Raw genomic sequence first — 23,766 nt, 5'->3', positions numbered from 1 at the left:
CACACTGTATAATTAATATTAAAACAAGGAATTAGTAACAAAGGACAAACAAACATGCTGAAACGGACCAATAAAATAATTATTTTTCTTATAATTGCCTACCTGCTGCTTGAAGCGGGGGTAGTTATGGCAGCAATTAAAGATGTTAGTTATACGGCTCCTGATGGTCATAAATGTATTTATCTATTTTTTATAGTCCAGATTTTTGGATTTAGGGAACCGATGGACATGAGGCTGGTTAAAATGATCTTGGCAACCATTATCGGCGCAGGGATTTTCATTTATCTTAAAAACAATAATAGCTTTATTAATGTCCAGCAGCGAATTGGTTATCGCCGGTTTTTAAAAAAGGGAATCCTGACAACTTTTCTATCCGCTGCCAGCTTATCCGGTTTAACTTGCCTTTATGACTTTATCTTGATTAGCTGCCTTTACCATCCGTTTGAATTTAGGGTAAATGATACTGGGTACTTAAGTAATCTGCTAGAATGGTATTTCTCACCCAGTGATTTGCAGACAATTTTAATGTTTGTCTTGATGAGCTCGCTGGGCTGGGGCGTTTTTGCATTACTTGTATTTAGCATTGGGTTGTTTATTCGCAAGACCGCCCTTTATTTGCCGATTGGCTTTATCATTGGTTTGGTCCTACTGTTTGTACCACTGGTTTTGGTTGGACTAGCACCTTCAAACCTTCTAGCGCGACAACTTACGTTTACAACATTTTTGCCTAGTTTGCTGGCACCAGGCATCCATAATTTGAATATGCTGCCGCCATTAAATCCAGCACTGGCCTTTATCTTTGCTGTTGTCATTTATACGACAGCAGCAGCGATTTTAATCACCATTTGGTACAAACGAAAGCTAAGAAAGGGGTAATTATGCAGCTTAAACGTATTTATCGCCGTTTATTATTAATTGGCCTAGCAATTGCTATTTTGGCTTTTGCTGGCGGCTACTGGCTTATGGTTACCTACAATGATCAGCGATATATTGACTTGTTAGTGATTTATATCAGAAATAATGGTTTATCTCTGTATTTCCAATCGTTTTTCTTGGTGACGCTTTATAACCAAATATTAACTTTTCGCCGGATTCGGCTATTTGTTGCTGTGCGGCAAAAAACTAAAAAAATAATTTTTTGCTTATTAACCTTGGCAACTGTTTACTGTCTATTGTTCTTGCTTGCGGTATTTGCGCCATATTTTATGAGCGGCAAACCGCTGTTTCAAAATGGAAATCCGAACACGGGGACAATGATTCTTCTTTTGCACGCCTTGCTGCTAATCTTACTTTCCTGGATTTTAGTCAGTGCTTACAAGGTGCCACATCCATACCTAGTGTTAATTTTGGTTCTCATTTTAAATCTGGAAATTCATTATCATCTTGAAACTAAGCTATTAATTATGTACAGCCCTTTATTTGATCCTGTTTACCGGGCCATCCACCATATTTATATTTAAGAAAGTAGCGGGGAAAGAAACAAATGTTAAAACTCACAAATATCAAAAAATCATTTGGCAAAAAGCAGGTCTTGCGTGACGTTACCATGACGGCTGAAACTGGGGAACTGCTTCACATTTCTGGAGTTAACGGTTCTGGAAAATCGACTATTTTTAAAATTATTACGGGCCTGCTTAAAGCTGACAGCGGCAGCGTTACAATTGGCGACCAAGACGTCATTGGCGCCTTGATTGAAAATCCTGGCTTCTTGGAATACGAATCAGCCATGACCAATTTGCATTTTCTAGCTAATCTCAATCATCGTTTCAACGAAGAGAAGGTGAGGGGCTTGCTGGAACAATTTGAGCTTGACCCAGATGACCGACAGGCGATAGCTAAATATTCAGTTGGTATGCGGCAAAAAGTTGGTATTATTCAGGCTGTGATGGAGGGTCAGAATATTATTTTGTTTGATGAACCAACGCGAGGGATTGACCAAGATAGCATCGGGCAGTTTGTGTCTTTACTGAAAAGTTTAAAGAAGGAAAATAAAACGGTGATTGTAGCCAGTCACGACAAGCTTGATGAGCTTAATTATGACCGCCGTTTGCATCTGCAGTATGGCATTCTTAAAGATGAATGATTAATTTTTCCTTTACTCAGCATAATTAAAATGCTATAAAATTATTAAAGCTTCTTCAAAAAGTAACAAATAATCATTTTAAAAGCAAACTAAAAAGGCAAATTTACACTAGAAGTAAATTTGCCTTTTTTGCCATATTTATAATTATGTAAAGTTATATCAATTGCTCAATTAAATTTTTAAGCGGCAAATCAAAATATTGCTTGATTAACGTGACAGATTGCAAATCAGCTTGTCCAAAAATTGCCAACAATGCTGCTAATTCATTCTGCCAATTTTTAATCATTTGCAAGAGGTAGTCCTCACCGTTTTGCATTAAGGCCTGCAAGAAAACATTTGAAATACCAACGTATTTACCACCTAAGCACAGCCCTTTGAAAGCATCTAACGGATTGCGCACACCGCCAGAAACGATGAAGTCGACATTTTCTTTTCGTGCCATCATTGCAGAAATGACAGTAGGCAATCCTAAATCTTCAAGGTAGGAGACATCACTTTGGTTGCGGGCATTTTCAATCTGAGCAAAATTGGTACCACCGCTGCCAGCAATATCAAAAAGGGTGAATTCTTCATTTTTCAGTAAATTAATCGTCGCCTGATCCAGGCCAAAACCGACTTCCTTGATGATGATCGGCACCGTAATCTTTTGCCGCAGCCTTCTTAAATTATCCAAATAACGAAAATCGCGTTCACCTTCAGGCATGGCAATTTCCTGCACGGTATTGAGATGAATTTGCAGCGCATCGGCCTGCAATTCACTGACTATTTTTTGTGCATCTTGCGGCGTTGTCTTAGCATTGCAGTTAGCAATAATCACGCCTGTTGGATTTTCTTCACGGGCAACCAAAAAACTTTCCAGCTGTTCATGTTCCTTAATTAGGATGCTTGCCGAGCCCAGTGCTAAAGCTATGCTGGTTTTAGCGGTAATCCGCCCCAAACTTTGATTAATTTTGTAAGACTTTCTTGAGCCGCCGGTCATTGCATTGATGAAAAAGGGGGTAGCAAGTTCTTTGCCAAACATGGTAGTTTTAATTGCTGCAGGATCAACTTTGCTTTCGGGCAAGCTTGGCCTGACCAAATGCATTTGGTCAAAACTATTTTGCCTTGGTTCGGCAAAGAATTTTTGCGCCAATGCTAAATGTTCTTCTTTTCTCTTTGAACGAATTGACATTTTTTCCTCTATTTTTGCAAGCGGGCAACTTGATGAACATGAAAATTGAGAGGCAAAATTTCATGCTTGCGCCATTCGGCCTCAAGCGCCGCAATATCAGTCTGGTTATCTGTGATCACGATGCCGCAGTCGCCATTGCCGGCACCAGAAGTTTTCGCTGCACAACCGAAATCCTCCGCAATTTGAATTAATTTTGACAAGCGGGGAATTTCGATTGCAATTTGGTTAATCTGGGCAAAATGCTGCAATAACTTCCGGTTAACCGCAATCTGCTGCTTAATTAGGGAAATGTTGTTTTCTTCAAATCCAGTGACCATGTCCAGCACACACTTTTTAGAAGCAACCAAGAACTTTTTATATTCACCGTTCAAAGCGGCTTTATTGGCATTGGTTTCATCAACTAATTGTGACGTTGACGCTGGCTTTTGACTCCAGCCGATGATTAACTTCATCCCTTCGGGCGGAGTTAACAATTCAATTTTCAGCCCCGGCCACGCTTCGGCAACCACCGCAGATAATGACTTAGCAGCGAGTTCCCTTTTTAACCATTTTTTATCAAAGGTCTGGTAAGCCAGCCAGCCACCGTAAACGCTGGCAGCAATGTCGCCAGCCGAACCGTTTCCTTGAACTGAATAATGGGCAATGGCAGATAACTTATAAACTAACTCATTGGTAAAAGCCACCTGATAAAAACGTAAAATTGCTTTAACCGTTGCCACGGTTACCGCTGCGCTTGAACCCAGACCATATTTTTTACCATCGGCAGAATCAAGGTCGGAATTGATATGCAAATCATAAACCTTCATTTTAATGTTCTGCTCAATACAGAATCGTTCCGTATACGAAATCGCCGCCAAGATATATTCAAAGGGGTTGTCACGGTTATCAATTACCATTTTATAACCCTTGCGCACCCAATGGATGGAATCCTGTGAATACTGCTTTGAATGAATTAAACCGGTACCGGTTTTGCTTTTAGTAATTGAAACCCGAATAAATTGGTCAATTGCCACTAAAATAGCGGGGCAGTCTTGTTCTAAAACCGCATACTCGCCAGCAATATATAATTTACCCGGGGCTTGTTCTGTTATCAAAAGAATTTAATCCTCTAATCTATTAAGCTATTACAGCCATTAATTTAGGTAGGAAATACCTGAACCAAAAGTTGCATCTATTATATTAACATTCTTAAATTTAGTCTCAAACTCTTTCGTAATTTCTTTTACATTTCTTAACTGACACAAAATTTTCAAGTTGGGACCCGCATCAATTGTATAATAACATTCGATTCCTTGGGCACGTAAAGTATGTACTAAGTTAATTGCGGCAATTGTTGCCGGCTCAAAATAGGTAAAGCCCGGCTGTGCTGTCAAGTTGACGGCATGCATTTCACTAGCATTAAGTTCCGCAATTTTTCCGATTGTGGAAAAGTCCTGCTGCTTAATTGCGGCAATCATTGCATTTAGCTCATCTTCATTGCGTTCAATCCAGGGCGTAAAAAAGGGCGAGGTTTGTGCTGCCTTCATCCCGGCAGTTGAAGACAATTTCTTAGGCATCTGATCAAGCTCAATTACCAGAAGGTGCAAATCAAGTGTGGGAGTTTCATCAAGTGCGTATGCATATGAATCACTGCTATTGCTGCCTTTTTGCCAAATGGCAAAACCGCCGTAAACGGACCGACTAGCTGACCCCGAACCCATTCTTGCCAAAATTGACAATTCCTTTTTGTTAACAGTAATACCATAGCAGTCACAAAAAGCGCCGGCTAAAGCTGCAAAGGCAGAACTAGAAGAGGCAAGCCCGGCCGCCGTCGGCACGTGGTTGGTTGAGTAAATTGCTAGATTTCCCGAAACAGCAAATTTTTCCTGCAATAATTTCAGGTAAGCAAAGACCCGGTCCGCACTTTTTCCCGGCTGTTTTATATTATTAAGGTAAAAAGCATTGCCTGTTGCGGATTGTTCAATCCTTGTGTCCGTATAAAACTTATCCAGCGTCATTGACAAACTTGACATTAAGGGCAGCCGCAGCTGATCATCTTTTTTGCCCCAGTATTTAATTAAAGCAATATTTGTGTGAGCGCGTACGGTTTGGTTCATTAAATTTCCTCGATCCAATAGTTACTAATTAGGTCTTTGCTGCTTTGAGCAATCTTTTCGGCAGTTACTGCCTTATCACACAAGGCAATAACAATTCCGCCCAGGCCGCTGCCTGACAGTTTGTAGCCCAAAGCGCCGTTTTCTAACGCAAGCTTTTCAAGCTGATTAATTTTCGGTGTCGCAAGGTTAAACGAGCGTAAAATTGTTTCTGCCTTGGTAAAAATTTGGCCAATTTTTCCGTAGTTTTGCTTAAACCATTCTTCTTTGGCTTCATCTGCTAAAGTGCCGAGCTCATGAAGTTGACCTTTGGCAACGGGATTAGTCTGCAGCAGATCGTGAACTTGGTTAACAGCCTGTTTGGTACTGCCCAGTTCACCAGTATCCATAATTAATAGAGTTGCGCCCAGCTTTGCGGCAATTTCTTTTGCGCCGGTTTTTTTGTTGAAAAAGACGAGGTGGTCAGAATTAACGGTTGCAGCATCAAGTCCGGAAGCTTTACCATGATTAATCATTTCCGCATGGTTGGTAATTGTCATGACTTCGTCCGTCTCAAGTCCTAGACCAAAGTAGTCATTCATTGCCTTAGTTGTACCTAGGGCAACAGTGGCACTGGAGCCCAGACCTCGTTCAATGGGAATTTCGCCCGTGTAAGTTATTTTTACTTTTTCCTGTCCTGCAGTTTTTGCCAACAATGTTTTAACAACATATTTCAAGCCATCATATTCTGCTGGGGCCGCAAAAAATGGCCCGCGGTATTTTGCGGTATCCATCCATATTTCCTGTGCGGGTTCAACCGTAGTTATGATGTGCAGGGCCTTAATCGGCAGCGCCAGTGCATCATAACCATAGACAACCGAATGCTCACCGATTAAAATCACTTTGCCATGCGCCGTGTAACTACTTTTCATGATCCTTATCCTTAATTTTTAACATTAAAAGTCCCTATGCTAAAATATGCATAAGGAGTTTACTAACTAATGATCAACATTTTGCTGGGCCGGCAAACCGACCCGTTACAAGAAAAGATTCTGGAAGAAGCAACTAAAAATTATCAGCAACACCCAGAACAGGAAACTTTTGTCATTGTTCCTAATCATATTAAGTTTACCACAGAAGTGCGGGCAATAAATAAGTTGGTAATCGATAGCCACAAAGTTACGGCTTCGGTTAAGAATCTGCAGGTCTTGTCGTTTTCCCGGCTTGCCTGGTATTTTCTAAAAGATGCAGAGACGGGTCTGCCGACACAGCTTGATGATGCGGCGGCCGCCATGCTTTTAGCCAAAATTATTGCGCAAAAACAGGACGAATTGCTGCTCTTTAAAACAACCAAGATAAATTCCGGATTAGTTAAGCAGCTTTATTCAACGATTTTGCAGGTGCGAGAAGGCAACCTTGATCTAGATGAAATTGATGAGACCAACTTAGATTTGGAAACTAAAAATAAGGTCCATGATTTGCGGATTATTTATGATGCCTTCATTGCAAACATTACAAACAAGTTTTCGACTAAAAATGAGGTTCAGCTGGAACTTAACAAGCTGCTGGCCAGCAAAACTGATCTGCAAAACAAAAGTTTTTTCTTTAGTGATTTTTCCCACTTCACGCTGCAAGAAAGTCTAACTATTAAATTACTTATGAAACGAGCAAAAAATGTGACTCTTGCTTTCAAAACTAAACTCGGGCAGCTTGATCCGCAAGCCCAGGAGGGTGACTATGATTTTGTCATTCAGCAAACAATCAGCAGTTTGTTACGTTATCTTAAGGGGCAGGGAATTGCTTACCAAACGGCTTCGCTGCCGGTAAGTGCCAAGCAGGATGCCCATGAGCTGCTTAATTCCTTGTGGACCGGAACCATCAGTCATGTTGATGAGTTAAAGCAGGTTCAGCTGGTCAAAGCCGATTCGCGTTATGCGGAAGCTTATTTTGTCGCGCATACAATTTATCAGCAGGTAGTTTTTCAGCATTATCGCTACCGTGATTTCTTGGTCTTAGCTCCTAATCTGCAAGAATACGAAACTTACTTGACCCCGATTTTGCGTCAGAATGGGATTCCGTTTTTTAACGATTTGCAACAGGAAATGAAGTACCATCCCCTGGTAGTATTAATTGAAAATATTGCCCAGCTGCTGGCTAAGCCGCTACAGACACAAAACTTACTGGCAATCATGAAAACCCACTTGCTGATTCCGGGCTGGTATAAGGATGAAGCGGCCTACGTGCACGATGTCGATGAGTTGGAGAATTTTGTTCTAGCGCACGGGATTAACCATCATTTATGGAAACGGGAATTAACAGATTATCTTGATGCCAATGTCATCCGCCTGGACAAGATGCCGGGAGAGATTGCCCGGATCAACAAATTAAAAAATTATTTTGTTAGCAAAATTTCTGCTTTGCTTAAGCAAATTAAGGCTGAAACTGACAGTCAAAAGGCGATCACCAGCTTTTTTAAATTTTTAACTGCTAACGGCATTACCAAGCAGTTAGACCACTGGCGACATGAAGCAAATGATCAGGGCGATCTGCAGCAAGCCGAACAGCCAGAACAGGTTTGGGATTTGCTGCTCAATTTATTAAAAGATTACCTGTTGATTAATCCGGATGAGTTTTCCGCTGCGGGCTTTTTTACAATGCTTGTCAATGGTTTCAAAGAAGCAACTTTTTCCCAGATTCCGTCGACGCTCGATGCCGTTAACCTATCTGAGATGGGTATGATTCAGTCTGACAGCTACAAGCAGGTGTTCATTATCGGGGCAACCGCTAACAATTTACCAGCTGTTCAGAAAACGCCCAGCTTTTTTTCTACGGAAAACTTGCAGCAATTAGCCGGAAACTTTGGGGAAGAATCATACCTTGAAGACCAGCAGCAGCTAAATAACCTCGACCAAAATTACCAGTTTGGCATCTCTTTGTCCTTGGCTCATGACCGGGTCTATCTTTCCTATCCCGTCTTAAACGCCGCAAATGAGCAGCTTGAGCCGTCAATTTATTATGAACAATTAAAAAATTGGGGCGCGCCAGAATTTACCCAGCACGATTTACCAGAAAAAGCGCAGGAGATTTTATCATTTGTGACCAATCCTAATGCCAGCCTAGGTTACATTGTTTATTTAGATAAGGCAACTCAAGGTGCAACTAAGTCGCTATTGAAATTAACGCAAGAATATTTACCAGCTAAAACAGAAACGGTGCTTCAGGGGCAGCAGTTTGATAACCAGCCGGAAGACATTGGTCAAGAACTAGCTCAGCTACTGTACGGACCAAATCTGAATGCGTCGGTTTCTCAGTTGGAGACTTATTACCAAAATTCCTATGAATACTTCCTAAACTACGGCTTGCGTTTACGCAAACGCTTTGAAAATGAATTTGACGTGATCCAGGCCGGTAATTATTTTCACGAAACCTTTGACCGGCTGGTTAAAGAGCTCAACTCCAAGAAATTAGATTTAGCGGAAATTAATCAGCGGGAACTGGAATTACTCCTGCAAAGTGCCCGCGAAAAAATGAAGGCGGAAGGGCAGTACGCCCAGTTAATGAATGATCCTTTTAACCAGTACCTGTTTACCTGTCTTGACCACACCACTTCCAAGGTCGCTGCCAATTGGCACCAATCTTTAAAGGGGACGCCGCTGCGTGCAAAGTATTCTGAATTAAGTTTTGGTCAAGGTGAAAGAGTTAAAGGCTTAGATTTTGCTTTACCTGATTTATCTGGAAAGCACCAGGTTAATTTGCGCGGCAAAATTGACCGCGTGGATCTGGCAGCAGGGACAGAAAATAATTATTTAGCCCAGGTTATTGACTACAAGTCATCAGCCAAGAAATTCAACTTAGGACTTTTCTACAACGGAATTGCCCTGCAGATGGTTTCTTACCTGGATGTTTTAGTTAAAAATCAGCAGTTCTTTGCGGGTGAGGAAGGGATGTCACTGTTAGGGGCATTCTACCAAACGGTCACGCAAAAATTGGAACGCATAAATGGCAAAGATTTAATTGGTGCCGATTTGCAGCTGAAGAATGCAGCAGTTGATAGCAAGCCGCGCTTGATGTATACCGGACTGATTACCAACGATTCGCAGCTGTTGGCCGAAGCAGAACCGCTGCTTAATAACAGCGGAACAAATTCCAAATTATATACGGGACTAAAGACCAAGGCCCGCGGCGGTTTCAGCCTTCCGCGCAACAATAATTTTAGTGCAGATGAGATGCAGCTCCTGCTTGACTATGATGAGGAATTGATCAAGGAGGCCTCAAGCCAAATTTTATCCGGTGAAATCGAATTGAACCCTTACCGTTATGGCAAAAATCGCAGTGCCCTAACTTATTCCGACTACCGCGATGTCTTTTTCTTTGACGCAATGCTAAAGCAAAATAAATATCACCAAATTACGAATATTGATAAGCCGGAATTACTGGAAAAAATTAAGAAACGGCTGCTAAGGAAGGAGGCGCAAGATGACTAAATTTACTAAAGACCAAGAAAAAGCCGTTAATGATCGGCAGCGGGATATTTTGGTTTCGGCTTCCGCGGGCAGCGGGAAAACTACGGTCTTGGTTGAACGAGTGCTTCAGGAAATTATGGCGGGCACGAGTGTTGATCAGCTATTGGTGGTCACTTTTACTAAGGCGGCCGCTGAAGAAATGAAAAACCGCATCAAGCAAGCTATAACTAACGCTTTAAAACAGAAAAATAGTGACACAAGGTATTTGCGCCGAGAGTTAACCAAGGTGGATACGGCAAACTTTTCCACGATTGATGCCTTTTGTCTGGATGTGATTCACCGTTTTTACTACGTGATCGATCTTGACCCTAGTTTCAGTATTCTGACAGACGAAACCCAGGCAGCATTACTAAAGGAACGGGCCCTGCACGAAGTTGAAAGTGAATATTTAGAAGAAAAAAATCAGGATTTTATTGCTTTTTACGATAATTTTGCTGGTGACAGGGATGCGGCGGCCCCGCAAGAGCTGTTGCTTGATCTTTATGATTTTGCCTTGGCCAAACCCAACTACCGGAACTGGTTGAAGGAGCTCAGTAGGGCCTATGACATTGATGCGGAGATTGTTAAATCTAATCTGTGGCAAAAAGAAATAAAACCGTATTTACTGACCACTTTTTCTGCGCTTGCGGAAAAGATTAATGCTCTGCTCGCAAGCAGCCAGATGAATACGAAAGAGCTGGCGAAAGTATATGAGAGTTTTCAGCTCTTTCAAAAACTGTTGGCGAATTATCTTAAAGCTTTAAGAGCTGATGTTTCTTATGACGAGCAGCGGGAACTTTTGCAGTCGTGTATTTTTACCGGTAATTACCGTAAATCCAATAAGTGGGATGAGGATCTGCTTGACCTGTATCAGGAAAGTCAGGATTTAAAAAACCAGGCGAAAAATCAAATCTTTACGGCCTTCATCTCTTTTTACGTTAACAATGAAGCTGAGCAGCTTGCGATCATGCATAAGAGCCAAAAAATCATTAAGACAATTAGTGAGGCCGAATTGGCCCTAATTGACCGCTTTAACGAACTGAAGCGAGAAGAAAATTTGCTGGATTACAGTGATATGGAACAGTTTGCTTACCAGATCCTCAGTCAAGATACTTCTAAATCGCAGCTTGCCCGGTCTTTTTACCAAAATAAATTTAAAGAAATCTTGATTGATGAATACCAGGACATCAATGCCTTGCAGGAAGAAATTTTGCAGCTGTTAAAAGGGCCGGTCAACAACCTATTTATGGTGGGGGACGTTAAGCAGTCAATTTACGGCTTTCGGCAAGCCGAACCAGATCTGTTTTTAGAAAAATATCAAACTTTTGCCCAAGAAGACAAAACCAAGGAGCGGATTCTGCTAGCCGATAACTTCCGTTCCACTAAACCCGTTGTTACGCTGGTCAACCAAGTTTTTACGGCTTTATTTGATAAAGACTTCGGCGGGGTTGAATATCAGAAAGAGGGCCAGTTGGTTTTCGGCGCACAATATTACCCCGACCATTTGGCTAGCGCCACGGAAATTATTTACCATAAAAAAGATAATTCGGTTAACAAAGAAAAGGCAGAGGACGACGAAGAAGTAGATACGGCAGAAATTCAAATGGTGCTTGCGCGCATCAAGCAGTTTGAGCAGGAAAAGCTGCAGGTATATGATCCCAAGACCAAGAAAAAGCGGCCATTTTGTTATAGTGACATTGCAATTTTAACCAGAAGCCGCAGCGATAATTTGGAAATAATGCAGGAATTTGCCAAAAACAACATTCCTTTGTTTATCACGGATGCCAAAAATTACTTCCAAACATTTGAATTGACGATTATCATGAATTATTTGAAAATTATCGATAATCCCGACCAGGATATTCCGCTGGTGACCGTTTTACGCTCGCCATTGTTCAATTTTAAGGAAAAAGATCTAGCCAAAATTCGCATAAACAGCAAAAATAATAGCTTTTACGACGCCTTGACTGCTTATATTTCACTAAATGATCAGCTCAGCGGCCGAATTAAGGATTTTTTAAACCAGCTGGCTGAGCTGCGTATTTTTGCGCAGAATCACCGAATCTCCGAATTAATCTGGAGCATTTACGAAAAGACCAGCCTGCTGGAAATAATGACGGCTTTGCCCAATGGACAGCAGCGCCGGGTTAACCTTGAGGCACTCTATGAGCGGGCGGCTTCCTATGAAAGCGCAGGCTTTAAAGGACTATACCAGTTCATTAACTTTATTAGCCGCATGCAGCGCAGCCAAAAAGACCTGGCACAGCCGCTTTTGACTAAAGAGGCGGGTAATTCGGTCAGGTTAATGACGATTCACGGATCAAAAGGTTTAGAGTTTCCCATTGTTTTTTATGTCGGCTTAGAACACAAATTTCAAATGCGTGAACTGAATCGTGATTACATTATCAGCCCGGATAGCGTCGGATTAACGGTGCGGCAAAAACATTATCGGGCCGATTCACTTGTTAAGGCAATTGACAATGTTCATAAAAAGCAGCAGTTGCTTGAAGAAGAAGCACGAATTCTGTATGTCGGGTTGACCCGGGCAAAGCAAAAACTGATTTTGGTGACCGACATTAATAACTTTGATAAAAAGGTGGGACGGTGGTCAAAACAGGTTAATGCCGGTGAAAAAATGCTTCTAACCGACAAGTTAGCTGCCAGCAGTCCCTTGGACTTTGTCGGACCTATGCTCAAATTTGACCGGCAGCTGCCGCAAAAAATCTCGTCCATAACCAGCGCAATTGATGAAAGCCAGCAGCTGCTGTATCTGCTTTATGACCAGCCAGCTGCGATCCCTGATCAGCCAAACGAAGAAAATAATAACCAAGCAGCCGATATGACTGCTTTGGCGCAAAAAGTTGGCCAATTATACCGTTTTAAATATCCGTTTGTCGATGCCAGTAAAACAACCGCTTACCAGGCAGTTTCCGAAATTAAAAAAGTTTTTAACGATCCGCTGGATGCCGAATTAGAAAATTCACATCTATTGAAATCAACCAATCGCTACCTGCAGCCGATTGATACTAAACCCGACTTCTTGTTCGGCAGCAATTTCACGGGTGCCGAAATTGGAACAGCGACCCACCTGATTTTACAGTATTATGATTACCGCGGTGATGGCAGTTCCGAGCAGCTTAATGACGAAATTCAGACTTTAATTAAACAAAAGAAACTGAATCCCGAAATTGTTGCAAGTTTACACCTTGACCAAATCGAATGGTTCGTCCACAGCACTTTCGCCAGCAAATTCTGGCAAAAACCTGCTAAACTGAAACGAGAAGTTGATTTCTCAAGTTTATTATCCGCTGGACAATTATTTCCTAATTTCAGCGACCCGTCTGCAAAAATTCTCGTTCACGGAACAATTGACGGCTACTACGTCACCGACCAGGGAATTATTCTGTTTGACTACAAGACCGATCACGTTGCGCAAAAAAACCAGGAACTGGCAATTGCTCAAATCAAACAAAAATATACCGGCCAGCTGCGCTTGTACGAACAGGCCCTAAAGGAATTTTCGGGTAAAAAGGTTTTAGGTAAATATCTGATTTTACTTGACGCTCAGCAAGTAGTAGAAGTTAAATAAGAATAGGAGGGAAAAAAATGACCAATGGTTTCATGCGGGATACTTTTGCCGTCGTCGATCTGGAAACGACCGGAACGCAAAGAGAAAATAACAATCATATTATTCAATTTGGCTGTGCAATTATTAAAAAACGCCAAATTGTAAAAACTTATTCGTTTATGATCAACCCCAAGCGTGAAATTCCGTTGGCAGTGCAAAATTTAACCGGTATTCACAATGAGGATGTTAAAAAAGCCAAAGACTTTGCCTATTTTGCCCCTAAAATTTGTCGAATATTAAAAAATACCATTTTTGTTGCCCACAATGTTAATTTTGATTTTCCATTTCTTAATTATGAATTGATGCAGCATGGCTATGAGGCGCTGCCCAATAAGGCAATTGATACGGTTGAACTGGCCAAAATTGCTTTTCCGACCTTGCCTTCATATAAGTTAAGCGACCTGACGTCTCAATTAAAAATCAAGCACTTAAATCCGCATAAGGCCGACTCCGATGCGTATGGAACCGCGGTTTTGCTATTGAAGATTATTTCCAAGCTTGAAACTTTGCCGCAGGCGACACTCAACACTTTGAGCTCACTATCGCACGGATTATTGCGCGATACATCAGATATTTTTATGACGCTAGCGGAAAACTCACGCAAGCAAAAACGACCTTTAGCGAAAAATTATGTTCAGGTGCGTAATATTGTGCTGCAAAGGCAAGAAACAAAAACAGCAATCAATGCAGCGCATCAGGCAAAAGCCAAGTTTCCCAGTAGTGATAAAGATAAAAAAGCCTTATTTAAAGGTAGGGTCAATTACCGAGCACCTCAGGTTAAGCTGATTAACTGTCTGCATGATTTTATTAATAATCCGGCAGAACGGGCAATGTTAGTAGAAGCGCCTAACGGGACGGGGAAAACTTTTTCTTATTTGTTTGCTTATGCCTACCAGCTGTATGTCAACAGAAAGCTGGTGATTGCGACACCGACTAAGGTTCTGCAGAGCCAAATAATTGACCAGGAAATCCCCCAAATGCTCAAGGTGACCGACCTTGACTTGACCGCCCAAGTAGTTAAGTCAAGTGGGCATTACCTTGATCTGGATGGTTTTGTGCAGAGTTTGTTTACAGAAACAAGCAATAAGCCAACCTTGGTGCTGCAAATGCAGATTCTGGTTTGGCTGACCCAAACCAAAACCGGTGACCTAGACGAATTACAGCTAACCAATTATAACGCTCCGCTGTTTGCCCAAATCAGTCATCCGGGGGATGCTCGAGTTGGCAGCAGCTTTGCTGGTGTTGATTTTTGGAATTTGGCGCGGCAACAGCAGGAACAGGCCGATATTTTGGTGACCAACCATGCCTATCTCGCCAATCATTATACCGATACCATCTGGGGACAAAACCCGTATCTGGTAATTGATGAGGCTCACCGTTTTACTGATAATGTGATTGCGTCACGAAATGATTCTTTTCAATTTGAATCATTGTGGGGTGTGCTCAGTCATCTGCGCAACTTACTTTATTACGATGATGATAGTGTCATTGTCCAATTTGGCAATGATGTGCAGCTTAACTTTTTGCTTGAAAAAATTGAACCGAATATTTTAAAGTTAATTCATCAAATTAACGGCCTTCAAAAAGAATTGTATTCGCACCATGATCAGGCAATTAATCAAACAACCTTGCCTAACGGAAAGCTTTTGCTGAGTTTTCAAGGTACAACTTTATTTCCTGTTGCCAGTCAATTTCCAAAACTTTTGGCTCGCTTTGCCCACACCTTGGAAACAGTCAGGCAGGAAACCAACGAAATTTTATTTAGTCTGTACCAGGAAAAAGACAGTCTGCTTGCAAACAGTGAAACCTTGTTAGGTGAAATCACTGACCAAATTGATCAGCTTGATTTTTATACCGAAAAAAGTTATCAATTGGCAGATTTGCTTGCAAGCAGGCAAAATATTGAAGCGGAAGGCTTCATTGTTGCGCTCACCAATCCTGAAGACGCCCTGAGTGTCAACTTGCACTGGATAACACTTGATCCGTCAAGCACGCTCAAACAGATTTATCAACGCTTTGACCACCTTTTGTTTATCAGTGCAACACTGACCAATAACGGCAGTTTTGCCTATACAAAAAAGCAATTAGCAGTGGAAGACTTGCAGCCGGTTGAATATGTAGGGCAAAAGACCTTTGACCTCAATAAAAATTTGCAGGTGCTGGCGGTCAGCAACATGCCTGACTTCACCAGCAAAGAGTATGACCAAGAATTAGAAAAAATTCTGACTGATGATCTTGCAGACAAAAAGCACGTTCTTGTTTTAATGACTAATTTAGACAAGATTCGCAGCATTTTTGTGGCCATTATGAACAATCCCAAATTAAAGGACTTCGAGATTTTGGCACAGGGCTTTTCCGGTTCGGTCAACCGCATGGCTAAAAGGTTCGCAATTAGTGAAAAAGCCATTCTGCTTGGTGCGGACAGTTTTTGGGAAGGCGTAGATTTTCACCAATGCGGGATCGATTTGGTGATTGCGGCCAAGCTGCCGTTTGAATCACCTAATCAGGCCGAGGTACAGCTGCGCCAGCAAAAGTTACATGATATGGGGCGGGACACCTTTACAAACGACTCTTTGCCGCGGGCGGTAATTCGTTTTCGGCAGGGTATGGGGCGGCTGATCCGCGGAGAAGATGACCACGGTCAGTTTCTGATTTTAGATTCGCGCATTTGGTCAAAAGAATATGGGACAGTATTTTTGCAGGCGATACCCGTAAAAATCACTAAAGTCAGTTTGAAGAAATTACATAGTAAGCTTAAAAATTATGATTAAAGATGATACAAGACAAACACTTAAATTTATTGCGTGGGTCGCAGGAACAATCATTTTCCTGTATTTTTTAGCTGTAGCAGTATTTTATTTTGCCGGTGACCAATACCGCAATGATATCCACCAGACGGAACAACTGGCTTTAGCCAAGTCCCCGATCATAAAAGTTGAAAAACGTTACCACTTAGACCGCGGTGTTAATAGTTATGCCGTTAAGGGTAGAGATAAGGCGGGCGAAAGTTACTACTTTATCTATTTGCCGACTTCAAAAAAAGCTTATTTGTGCGACGCCAGCGATGGTGTTAGTGCGGGCAGCGTTGCCTTTACCTACAGTCAGTTTTACCCCCATCGAAAAATTGAAAAAATAAATTTGGGCTGGGATCACGGTCAAGCTGTGTGGGAAATTACGGCACAAGACAAAGATGGCAATTATTACTACACATTGTATAAATTTAAAAATGGAAATAAGCTATCTTAGGTCGCCAAGTAGTCAAAAATTTGGTATGATTAATTTGATATAATATTGAAAGTGAAACAGGGAATTTATGACAGAATTAATTTCAATTGAAGATTGTTCCAAGCATGTTGGCGAAGAAGTACAAATGCATGTTTGGTTAACAGATAAACGTTCGAGCGGGAAAATTGTTTTCTTGCAGTTGCGGGACGGAACAGCTTTCTTTCAGGGTGTAGTCCGTAAAAATGATGTTAGCGAAGATGTGTTTAATACAGCAAAAGCACTGTATCAGGAAGCCAGTTTTTATTTAACTGGAACAATCCATGAGGACAGTCGGTCACATTTTGGTTATGAGGTACAGATTTCCGACATCAAAGTTGTTACCAATAACGAGGGCTATCCGATCGGCAACAAGGAACACGGAATTGAATTTTTACTTGATCATCGCCACTTGTGGCTGCGCAGCCGTCGGCCATTTGCAATCATGCGCATTAGAAACGTCATCTATAAGGCAACCGTTGACTTTTTTGAGAGTGAAGGTTTTGTAAAGTTTGATGCACCGATCTTTATGCATTCTGCTCCTGAAGGCACCACTGAATTATTCCATACGGAATATTTTGGTGGTGATGCATATCTATCCCAATCGGGACAATTGTACGGTGAGGTTGGGGCGGAAGCCTTTGGTAAAATATTTACTTTTGGGCCGACCTTTAGAGCTGAGGAATCCAAAACCCGCCGCCACTTAACCGAATTTTGGATGATGGAGCCGGAAATGGCTTGGATGCATCAGGACGAATCATTGGATCTTCAGGAACGCTTTTTAACTTATGTTGTTAAGCAGGTATTGGCTAACTGCCAATATGAGCTCAGTCTTCTTGACCGCGATCCAAAGAAATTAGAGCCTGCAGCTCAAGGAAACTACACACGTTTGTCATACGATGATGCGGTCAAAATGTTACAGGAAGATGGACGGGATTTCAAGTGGGGCGATGATTTTGGTGCTCCGGATGAGGCCTACATTTCCGAAAAATTTGACCGACCGTTTTTCATTGTCAACTATCCAACAAGCATCAAGCCTTTTTATATGAAAAAGAATCCTGAAAACCCTAAGGAGTATCTTTGTGCAGACGCCCTGGCACCTGAAGGTTACGGTGAAATCATGGGCGGTTCAGAACGTGAGAGCGATTATAACACCTTAAAAAAGCAAATTGCGGAGGCCGGCTTAAACGAAGCTGATTACAGCTGGTACCTTGATTTGCGTAAATATGGCAGTGTGCCGCACTCAGGCTTTGGGATGGGCTTTGAGCGGGTAATTGCTTGGATCTGCAAGCTGGATCACGTTCGTGAAGCAATTCCGTTTCCAAGAATGATTAACCGCCTGGAACCATAAATTTTTGATGGATAATTAAATAAACGCAAAAAGTTGAGCTAAACAGTTTTAGTTCAACTTTTTTAAAGGAGTTAAAGCTTTGCAATATAATGATTATCGTTCTTTAGGTTTTACCACGCTGCAAAACGGCTTAATTGCGTATTATGCGCAGATAGGGATCAGTGACGCAGAACTTGTTTTAATTATTCAGTTGGAGGCGTTTAATCAGCGCGGCGAACAGTTTCCCACCAACGATCAAATTTCTGCTAACACCAATTTTTCAGCAAATCAGGTGGCTGATTTGCTGCAGCAATTAATCGAACAAAAATTTTTAACGATTGAACAATTAACCGATAATAAGGGAAAAATTGCTGACTGTTATGATTTACGTCCCCTATACCAAAAACTGGACCAATTTTTACAGGATCACGTTCTTGTTAACAATCAGCAGGGCAGAAAGAAAAAAACAAGTTCTGCTGACAGCCTAGATAACGACCCGCTGAACCAGCTGACTAGGCAGTTCGAAATCGAATTCGGACGCTATCTAAGCCCGATTGAGCGTGAAGAAATTGCTGCTTGGCTTAACGTGGACCATTACGCACCGGAAATAATTAAATTGGCTTTGCGGGAAGCGGTTCTGTCACAGGCATATAGCTTAAAATACGTTGACAGGATCTTATTGAACTGGCAGCGCCATAATTTAAAAACGACAGCAGAAGTAGAAAAATTTTTACAAAGGAACCGGTAAGGATGACTAAAGAAAAATTATTGAATGATAAAGAGGCAAGGGCGGTATTACGGAAGATCAATCAGATGTATCCTGATGCCAAGAGCGAACTGGTTTGGGACAATAAATTTCATTTGCTGTGTGCGGTATTAATGAGTGCACAGACAACGGACAAGATGGTCAATCGGGTGATGCCGAAATTTATCGCCGATTTCCCTGATTCCAAGGCACTCGCTCAAGCCCCCATCAAGGAGATTGAAACTGATATTTCTAAGATCGGTCTTTATCATTCGAAAGCAAAACACTTAAAGAAAACTGCCGAAATTTTGGTCGAGAAGTATGACGGTCAGATTCCCGCCGATAAAAAATTATTGGTAAGTCTTCCTGGCGTGGGCGAAAAAACCGCCAATGTGGTTTTGGCCGACGGGTTTGGGATTCCGGCAATTGCGGTTGATACACACGTTGCCCGCATTTCTAAGAGCTTTCATATTGTCAAACAAACGGCCAAGCCACACGAAATTGAGCAACGATTGGAAGAAGTGTTGCCTAAAGATGAGTGGATTCATACTCACCATGCAATGATTCTTTTTGGCAGATATTCAATGACTGCTCGGGATAAAGAAGATCCATATTCATATCTGAAATAACACTAGCAAAAAAGCCAAGCTAAACAAAATTAACTTGGCTTTTTCGTTGTCATTTTTAATTGCAATAACTGATAAAAATAAAAAATTTTCGTATTTAATATTAGCTAAAACGAGAAGGTTGATCAAACAGTTAACGAGATTGATGGAGCACATGTGCTTTATTTAACATTATCCAGCCTTAATATTAGTGATTATCCGTTCCTTGATCGCCTTGGTCATTATTCTGGTTGTTATCGTTTGTGGTTGTATTGTTTTCTTCATTGTTATTATTATTGGTAGTAGAATTTTGCTCATTTTTATTTGAGTTTGTATTCTGCTTGTTTTTATTTGCCTCATCAGCTTTATTTTTTTTGTTTTGCAAATTATTGTTTTTATTCTTATTTGCTTGCGCAGTAGAACCGTTTTGGTTGTCACGCTCACTAGTTGATGAAGTTTGCTGGTTATTGGTAGTTGTGTAGCTTCGGTTACTAGTATCCGTTTCTTCATCTTTGTCATCATATGATGTATCATCTACAATACCAGCTGGCGCATGGTTGCGAACAAATAACTGCCATTGGCCCGTTGCAGACACTTGCGGCGGATTAGAATTTTTAGCAATTTTGGCTCTGATTACCGAAGCGGGCTTTTCCCAGTCAATATTTGGTTTTTGCTGCATTAGGTAACTCATCATGTTTTTATACATTAACTGCGCCGATTGTGCACCGACACCTAAAATTGTCCCATCTCGTAAATTATCATAACCGGTCCAGACACCCATAACATAACTTTGGGTATAGCCAATAAACCATGAATCTTTTGGAGTAGAGTTGTAGCTTGGATATTTAACCAGGTCTTCGTCCGCGTATTTAACAGTACCGGTTTTCCCAGCCTGATATAAACCATGAATTTGTGCCGCAGTACCAGACCCAGATTTAATTACGCCTTTCAGCATGTCCGTGATCATGTAGGCCGTTGATTTCTTCATGACACGCACACCAGCTGAATCATAGTTTCTTGTTAGGCCATCGGGCGTTTGAATTTTAGAAACAAACTGGGGCTTGTGGTAGACACCCATCGTAGCAAACGCCCCAAACGCCCCGGCCATTTGCAGACTAGAGGCATTGGCACCAATCGCAACTGACAGTCCGGAATTGGCTGGAACATTAACCCCTAACTTTCTTGCAAACAGGGAGGCTCGGCCAACGCCTACTTTCTTCAAAGTTTTAACAGCAGGGACGTTGCGTGATTGCTCCAAGGCATGCCGAATGGTCATCATGCCGTCATACTTATTATCCCAATCGTAAAGCTGAATATGAGTTCCCGGATAAATATACTTACTATCGTTAATCATTTTCGCTGTTGACCAATTTAAATATTGAATTGCCGGTCCATAATCTAATACTGGTTTGATTGAGGAACCGGTCGACCTAGCCGTCTGCACAGCTCGGTCAAGTCCTAGCTGCACGGAAGGGAGGTGCCGACCACCCAAAATCGCGACAACGTGACCGTTACTTGGATCAATTACAGTTGCCCCAATCTGCATTTTATTGTTGGTAAACGGGACCTGGTTATCATTGGCTAATTCGTATAACTTATTTTGGGCTTTCTGATCAATATTAATCGTTATTTTGAGGTTGTCATTATAAGGATTAAAGCCTTTTTCCTTAACTTCGGAGATAACTTCCTTAATATACGGATCATCAATTTTACGAATTCTTGATTCGTTAGCAGCCTGATGTTTGCGCAAGCCGTGCTTGACACTTTCCTTTATTGCCTGGTTATACTGCATCTGGGTAATTTTCTTATTATCAAGCATTGCTTTTAAAACAATGTCCCGGCGGTATTTTGCTAGTTTAGGATAAACATACGGATCATATTTAACCGGAGCATTTGGCATTCCGGCAAGCAGAGCGGTTTGGGCCAAATCCAATTTGTCAATCGGCTTGTTGTAATAATAGTCAGCCGCCGTGCCGATGCCATAATTACCGTAATTCATGTAAACTTTATTAATATAAAATTCTAAGATCTGGTCGTGGGTAAATTCCCGCTGAACCCGCATTGCCAGCCATGCTTCTTGGGCTTTGCGTTTCAAGGTTCTCTGGGAAGCAGAAGTAGAAAAAACCGTCAGTTTAACGAGCTGCTGGGTAATTGTTGAACCCCCGGCAGAAATACTGTTGCTTTGAGCGTTCGAAAGGACTGAGCCAACAATTCTAATCGGATCAATTCCCAGCTTATCTTTGTAGAAACGTTTATCTTCCACAGATACAACTGCTGCTTTTAGCAAATCCAATTTTGGACTGTCCCTGACATAAATTCGTTTTTCCGAGCCTAGTGAAAGCAGGAACTTGCCATCACTGGTATAAAGACTAGAAGTGCCGCCGCTTTCAAGCTGGCTCTCGCTAATGCTTGGTGCATCTTTAGCATAAAAGGCAAACAAGCCAATGCCAGAAACAATAAACAAAAGGAGGGCAAAGAAAACCCATTTGATAATGCTTACCCACGGCCTTTTTTTGCGGTGCTGCCTGCTGTACGCCTGTCTGGATTCACGAACAACATTTTTAGAATTACTATCATTTTTTTTCATTATTACTTTTCCTATCTGCAATAAAATGATCAACTGCTTTGAGATAGGGGAGGGTGGGATTAAACCCGCTGGCCATTTCAATTGAAACTTTTTCGATCTCACAAAGCGTTAATGAACTTTTATGCTTTTCCTGCCAAGCTTTAATGACATAACTTGCTGGTGTAACAAAGTATCTCTCTAAGCTGGTAAATTTAATAATGGTAAAACAAACTCCTTGCTGCGCAATACACGCGGCTAAATGAATAATCTGGTGCTCATGAAAATTTTTCAGCGGAAAATTAGTTTTATTCCTTGTTTCCTTTGCTTCAAAGTCCAGATAGTAACCATTATAAACCCCATTATAGTCGGTTGTAGAGGCCTGGCGAAAATAAGCCTCACGAATTACCGCTCTTGACCTTTTCGGATAATCAACCTTAACAATTTGAATTGGTGTTGGTTTTTTATGAACAACAGCAATCCCCTTTATGCGATAATACTTATTGGACTCATTGATTTGTTGTTCTAAGGACATCCCACGGTCGGAAAAGTTTACGTTTTTACGGTGAAGGTGATAAGCATGCTGCATTTTCGGCACTGCTGACTTATGATATGCGGCTGAGCTGCCATTCGGATATTTGACCATTAAATTCACTCCTGCTAGCATTATAACAATAAAGAAAAGTTTTTTGAATAAAGGAAGGCTTTTGTACTATGCAACGTCTATGGGTAACAGGTTACCGCAGTTATGAATTAAATGCTTTTGGCGATACAGATCCCAAAATTCAAGTAATTAAGTATGCGTTGAAAAATTATTTTATTAATTTATTGGAAAATCAACAATTAGACTGGATCATCACGGGAGCCAACCTGGGTGTTGAGCAGTGGGCAAGCGAAGCTGCGCTCGAACTCAGGGAAAATTATCCAGTTAGCATCGCAATCATGATTCCCTATGAAGAATTTGCCAATCGATGGAATGAAAAAAATCAGGCGAAATTTTTAAAACTCAAACAGCAAGTTGATTTCTTTGCTTCAACTTCGAATAAGCCATACACCAGCCCGCTGCAGCTGCGCAATTACCAAAACTTTATGCTGCTGCATACTGACAGGGCATTAATGATCTATGACGAAGAACATGTCGGCAAACCAAAATATGATTATCAACTTATCAAACAGCACCAAGAAACGGCTAGTTACCAGCTGGATTTGTTGGATTTTTACGATTTACAGGATGCGGCTGAGGAATACCAAACAAAAAAAGGACTAGAAAAATATTCCGAATAACGATAAAAAATTTTGACAAAATTCGCTTTATAGTTTTAAAGATTTTGGCTTTTTGCTAAAATAAGATGGTGTAAAGGAGTTGTCATAAAAATGGCAAATTTAAATGATGTTAAATTATCTGGAGAAGATATATTAAAAAAGCAGTTTAAGACCAAGGTTAAAGGCTTTGATCCCGATGATGTTGACGCCTATTTGGATCAAGTGATCACCGATTATGATACTTTTCACCAAATAATCGAGGATCTTTACGGTCAGATCGGCCAATTACAGCGTGAATTAATGGATTCCAAGAAAAAGTTGCAGGAAACTGAAAAGGACGATGCTGAAATGCATGAAGAGGTTAAAACCTATGCACCAAGGAGATCCCGAAGCGAAGAATTTCCTTCCGTGTCCAGAAATAACGGTGAAAACTCAACTAACATGGAGATTATTCAAAGAATTTCAGCCTTGGAACGCAAAGTTTATAAGCTAGAAAAACATGTTTACGGCTTACAAAATGAATAACGCTTTGTTATAATGTTA

At 41.2% G+C, this 23,766-nt stretch carries 18 protein-coding genes; 12 read left to right on the top strand and 6 right to left on the bottom strand.

Features of this window, described 5'->3' with window-relative positions; translation table 11 throughout:
• Positions 1-54: 54 nt before the first annotated feature.
• The 3 genes from PT285_RS05885 to PT285_RS05875 are packed head-to-tail and all read left to right on the top strand — an operon-like array spanning position 55 to position 2,083.
• Complete coding sequence (locus PT285_RS05885; RefSeq protein WP_277148678.1) at positions 55-876, top strand: hypothetical protein; 822 nt, start codon at positions 55-57, stop codon at positions 874-876.
• A 2-nt stretch (positions 877-878) separates the two neighbouring features.
• The gene (locus PT285_RS05880; RefSeq protein ID WP_277148676.1) at positions 879-1,460 is read left to right on the top strand and encodes a hypothetical protein; all 582 of its coding nucleotides are present in this window, start codon (positions 879-881) and stop codon (positions 1,458-1,460) included.
• 23 nt (positions 1,461-1,483) lie between these two features.
• Positions 1,484-2,083 carry an ATP-binding cassette domain-containing protein gene (locus PT285_RS05875; protein ID WP_277148675.1) on the top strand — a complete coding sequence of 200 codons (600 nt, stop codon included), beginning with the start codon at positions 1,484-1,486 and terminating at the stop codon, positions 2,081-2,083.
• A gap of 154 nt (positions 2,084-2,237) precedes the next feature.
• On the opposite strand, the gene fni is transcribed toward PT285_RS05875, so the two are convergent.
• From fni to mvk, 4 genes are read right to left on the bottom strand one after another with little or no spacing between them, the layout of a single operon-like run.
• A complete protein-coding gene (fni, locus tag PT285_RS05870; RefSeq protein ID WP_277148673.1) occupies positions 2,238-3,254 on the bottom strand; it encodes a type 2 isopentenyl-diphosphate Delta-isomerase in 1,017 nt (338 codons plus the stop codon).
• 8 nt (positions 3,255-3,262) lie between these two features.
• Positions 3,263-4,348: a phosphomevalonate kinase gene (locus PT285_RS05865; protein WP_277148671.1), complete on the bottom strand. Its 1,086-nt coding sequence runs from the start codon at positions 4,346-4,348 to the stop codon at positions 3,263-3,265.
• A 39-nt stretch (positions 4,349-4,387) separates the two neighbouring features.
• A complete protein-coding gene (mvaD, locus tag PT285_RS05860) occupies positions 4,388-5,350 on the bottom strand; it encodes a diphosphomevalonate decarboxylase (RefSeq protein WP_277148669.1) in 963 nt (320 codons plus the stop codon).
• Entirely contained in the window at positions 5,350-6,258 is a 909-nt protein-coding gene (mvk, locus tag PT285_RS05855) for a mevalonate kinase (protein WP_277148667.1), read from the bottom strand. Before mvk ends, mvaD begins: the two co-directional genes overlap by 1 nt.
• 69 nt (positions 6,259-6,327) lie before the next feature.
• Between mvk and PT285_RS05850 the strand changes: the two genes are divergently transcribed.
• From PT285_RS05850 to nth, 7 genes are all read left to right on the top strand, one after another.
• Positions 6,328-9,810 carry a PD-(D/E)XK nuclease family protein gene (locus PT285_RS05850; RefSeq protein ID WP_277148665.1) on the top strand — a complete coding sequence of 1,161 codons (3,483 nt, stop codon included), beginning with the start codon at positions 6,328-6,330 and terminating at the stop codon, positions 9,808-9,810.
• Entirely contained in the window at positions 9,803-13,417 is a 3,615-nt protein-coding gene (addA, locus tag PT285_RS05845) for a helicase-exonuclease AddAB subunit AddA (RefSeq protein WP_277148663.1), read from the top strand. Before PT285_RS05850 ends, addA begins: the two co-directional genes overlap by 8 nt.
• A gap of 17 nt (positions 13,418-13,434) precedes the next feature.
• Positions 13,435-16,227: a helicase C-terminal domain-containing protein gene (locus tag PT285_RS05840; RefSeq protein WP_277148661.1), complete on the top strand. Its 2,793-nt coding sequence runs from the start codon at positions 13,435-13,437 to the stop codon at positions 16,225-16,227.
• Positions 16,220-16,702: a hypothetical protein gene (locus tag PT285_RS05835; RefSeq protein WP_277148659.1), complete on the top strand. Its 483-nt coding sequence runs from the start codon at positions 16,220-16,222 to the stop codon at positions 16,700-16,702. The genes PT285_RS05840 and PT285_RS05835 overlap by 8 nt, the downstream gene beginning before the upstream one ends.
• A 67-nt stretch (positions 16,703-16,769) precedes the next feature.
• Complete coding sequence (asnS, locus tag PT285_RS05830; RefSeq protein WP_277148657.1) at positions 16,770-18,068, top strand: asparagine--tRNA ligase; 1,299 nt, start codon at positions 16,770-16,772, stop codon at positions 18,066-18,068.
• Positions 18,069-18,147: 79 nt separating this feature from the next.
• On the top strand, positions 18,148-18,795 hold the full coding sequence (locus PT285_RS05825; protein WP_277148655.1) for a DnaD domain protein: 648 nt from the start codon (positions 18,148-18,150) through the stop codon (positions 18,793-18,795).
• Positions 18,796-18,797: 2 nt separating this feature from the next.
• Positions 18,798-19,421 carry an endonuclease III gene (gene nth / locus PT285_RS05820; protein WP_277148653.1) on the top strand — a complete coding sequence of 208 codons (624 nt, stop codon included), beginning with the start codon at positions 18,798-18,800 and terminating at the stop codon, positions 19,419-19,421.
• A gap of 184 nt (positions 19,422-19,605) precedes the next feature.
• Here nth and PT285_RS05815 read toward each other — a convergent pair whose 3' ends face one another.
• Complete coding sequence (locus tag PT285_RS05815; protein ID WP_277148651.1) at positions 19,606-21,984, bottom strand: transglycosylase domain-containing protein; 2,379 nt, start codon at positions 21,982-21,984, stop codon at positions 19,606-19,608.
• Complete coding sequence (gene recU, locus PT285_RS05810) at positions 21,971-22,606, bottom strand: Holliday junction resolvase RecU (protein ID WP_277148649.1); 636 nt, start codon at positions 22,604-22,606, stop codon at positions 21,971-21,973. The genes PT285_RS05815 and recU overlap by 14 nt, the downstream gene beginning before the upstream one ends.
• A gap of 68 nt (positions 22,607-22,674) precedes the next feature.
• Between recU and PT285_RS05805 the strand changes: the two genes are divergently transcribed.
• Positions 22,675-23,244, top strand: a complete 570-nt coding sequence (locus PT285_RS05805; RefSeq protein ID WP_277148647.1) for a DUF1273 domain-containing protein — start codon at positions 22,675-22,677, stop codon at positions 23,242-23,244.
• A 90-nt stretch (positions 23,245-23,334) separates the two neighbouring features.
• Positions 23,335-23,748: a DivIVA domain-containing protein gene (locus PT285_RS05800; protein ID WP_277148645.1), complete on the top strand. Its 414-nt coding sequence runs from the start codon at positions 23,335-23,337 to the stop codon at positions 23,746-23,748.
• The last annotated feature ends 18 nt before the right edge of the window (positions 23,749-23,766 follow it).

This window comes from Lactobacillus sp. ESL0791 (genome assembly GCF_029433255.1).
Classification (GTDB): Bacteria; Bacillota; Bacilli; order Lactobacillales; family Lactobacillaceae; genus Lactobacillus.
Note: the sequence above shows the minus strand (reverse complement) of the source record. Positions and strands in the feature narration are given on the sequence as shown.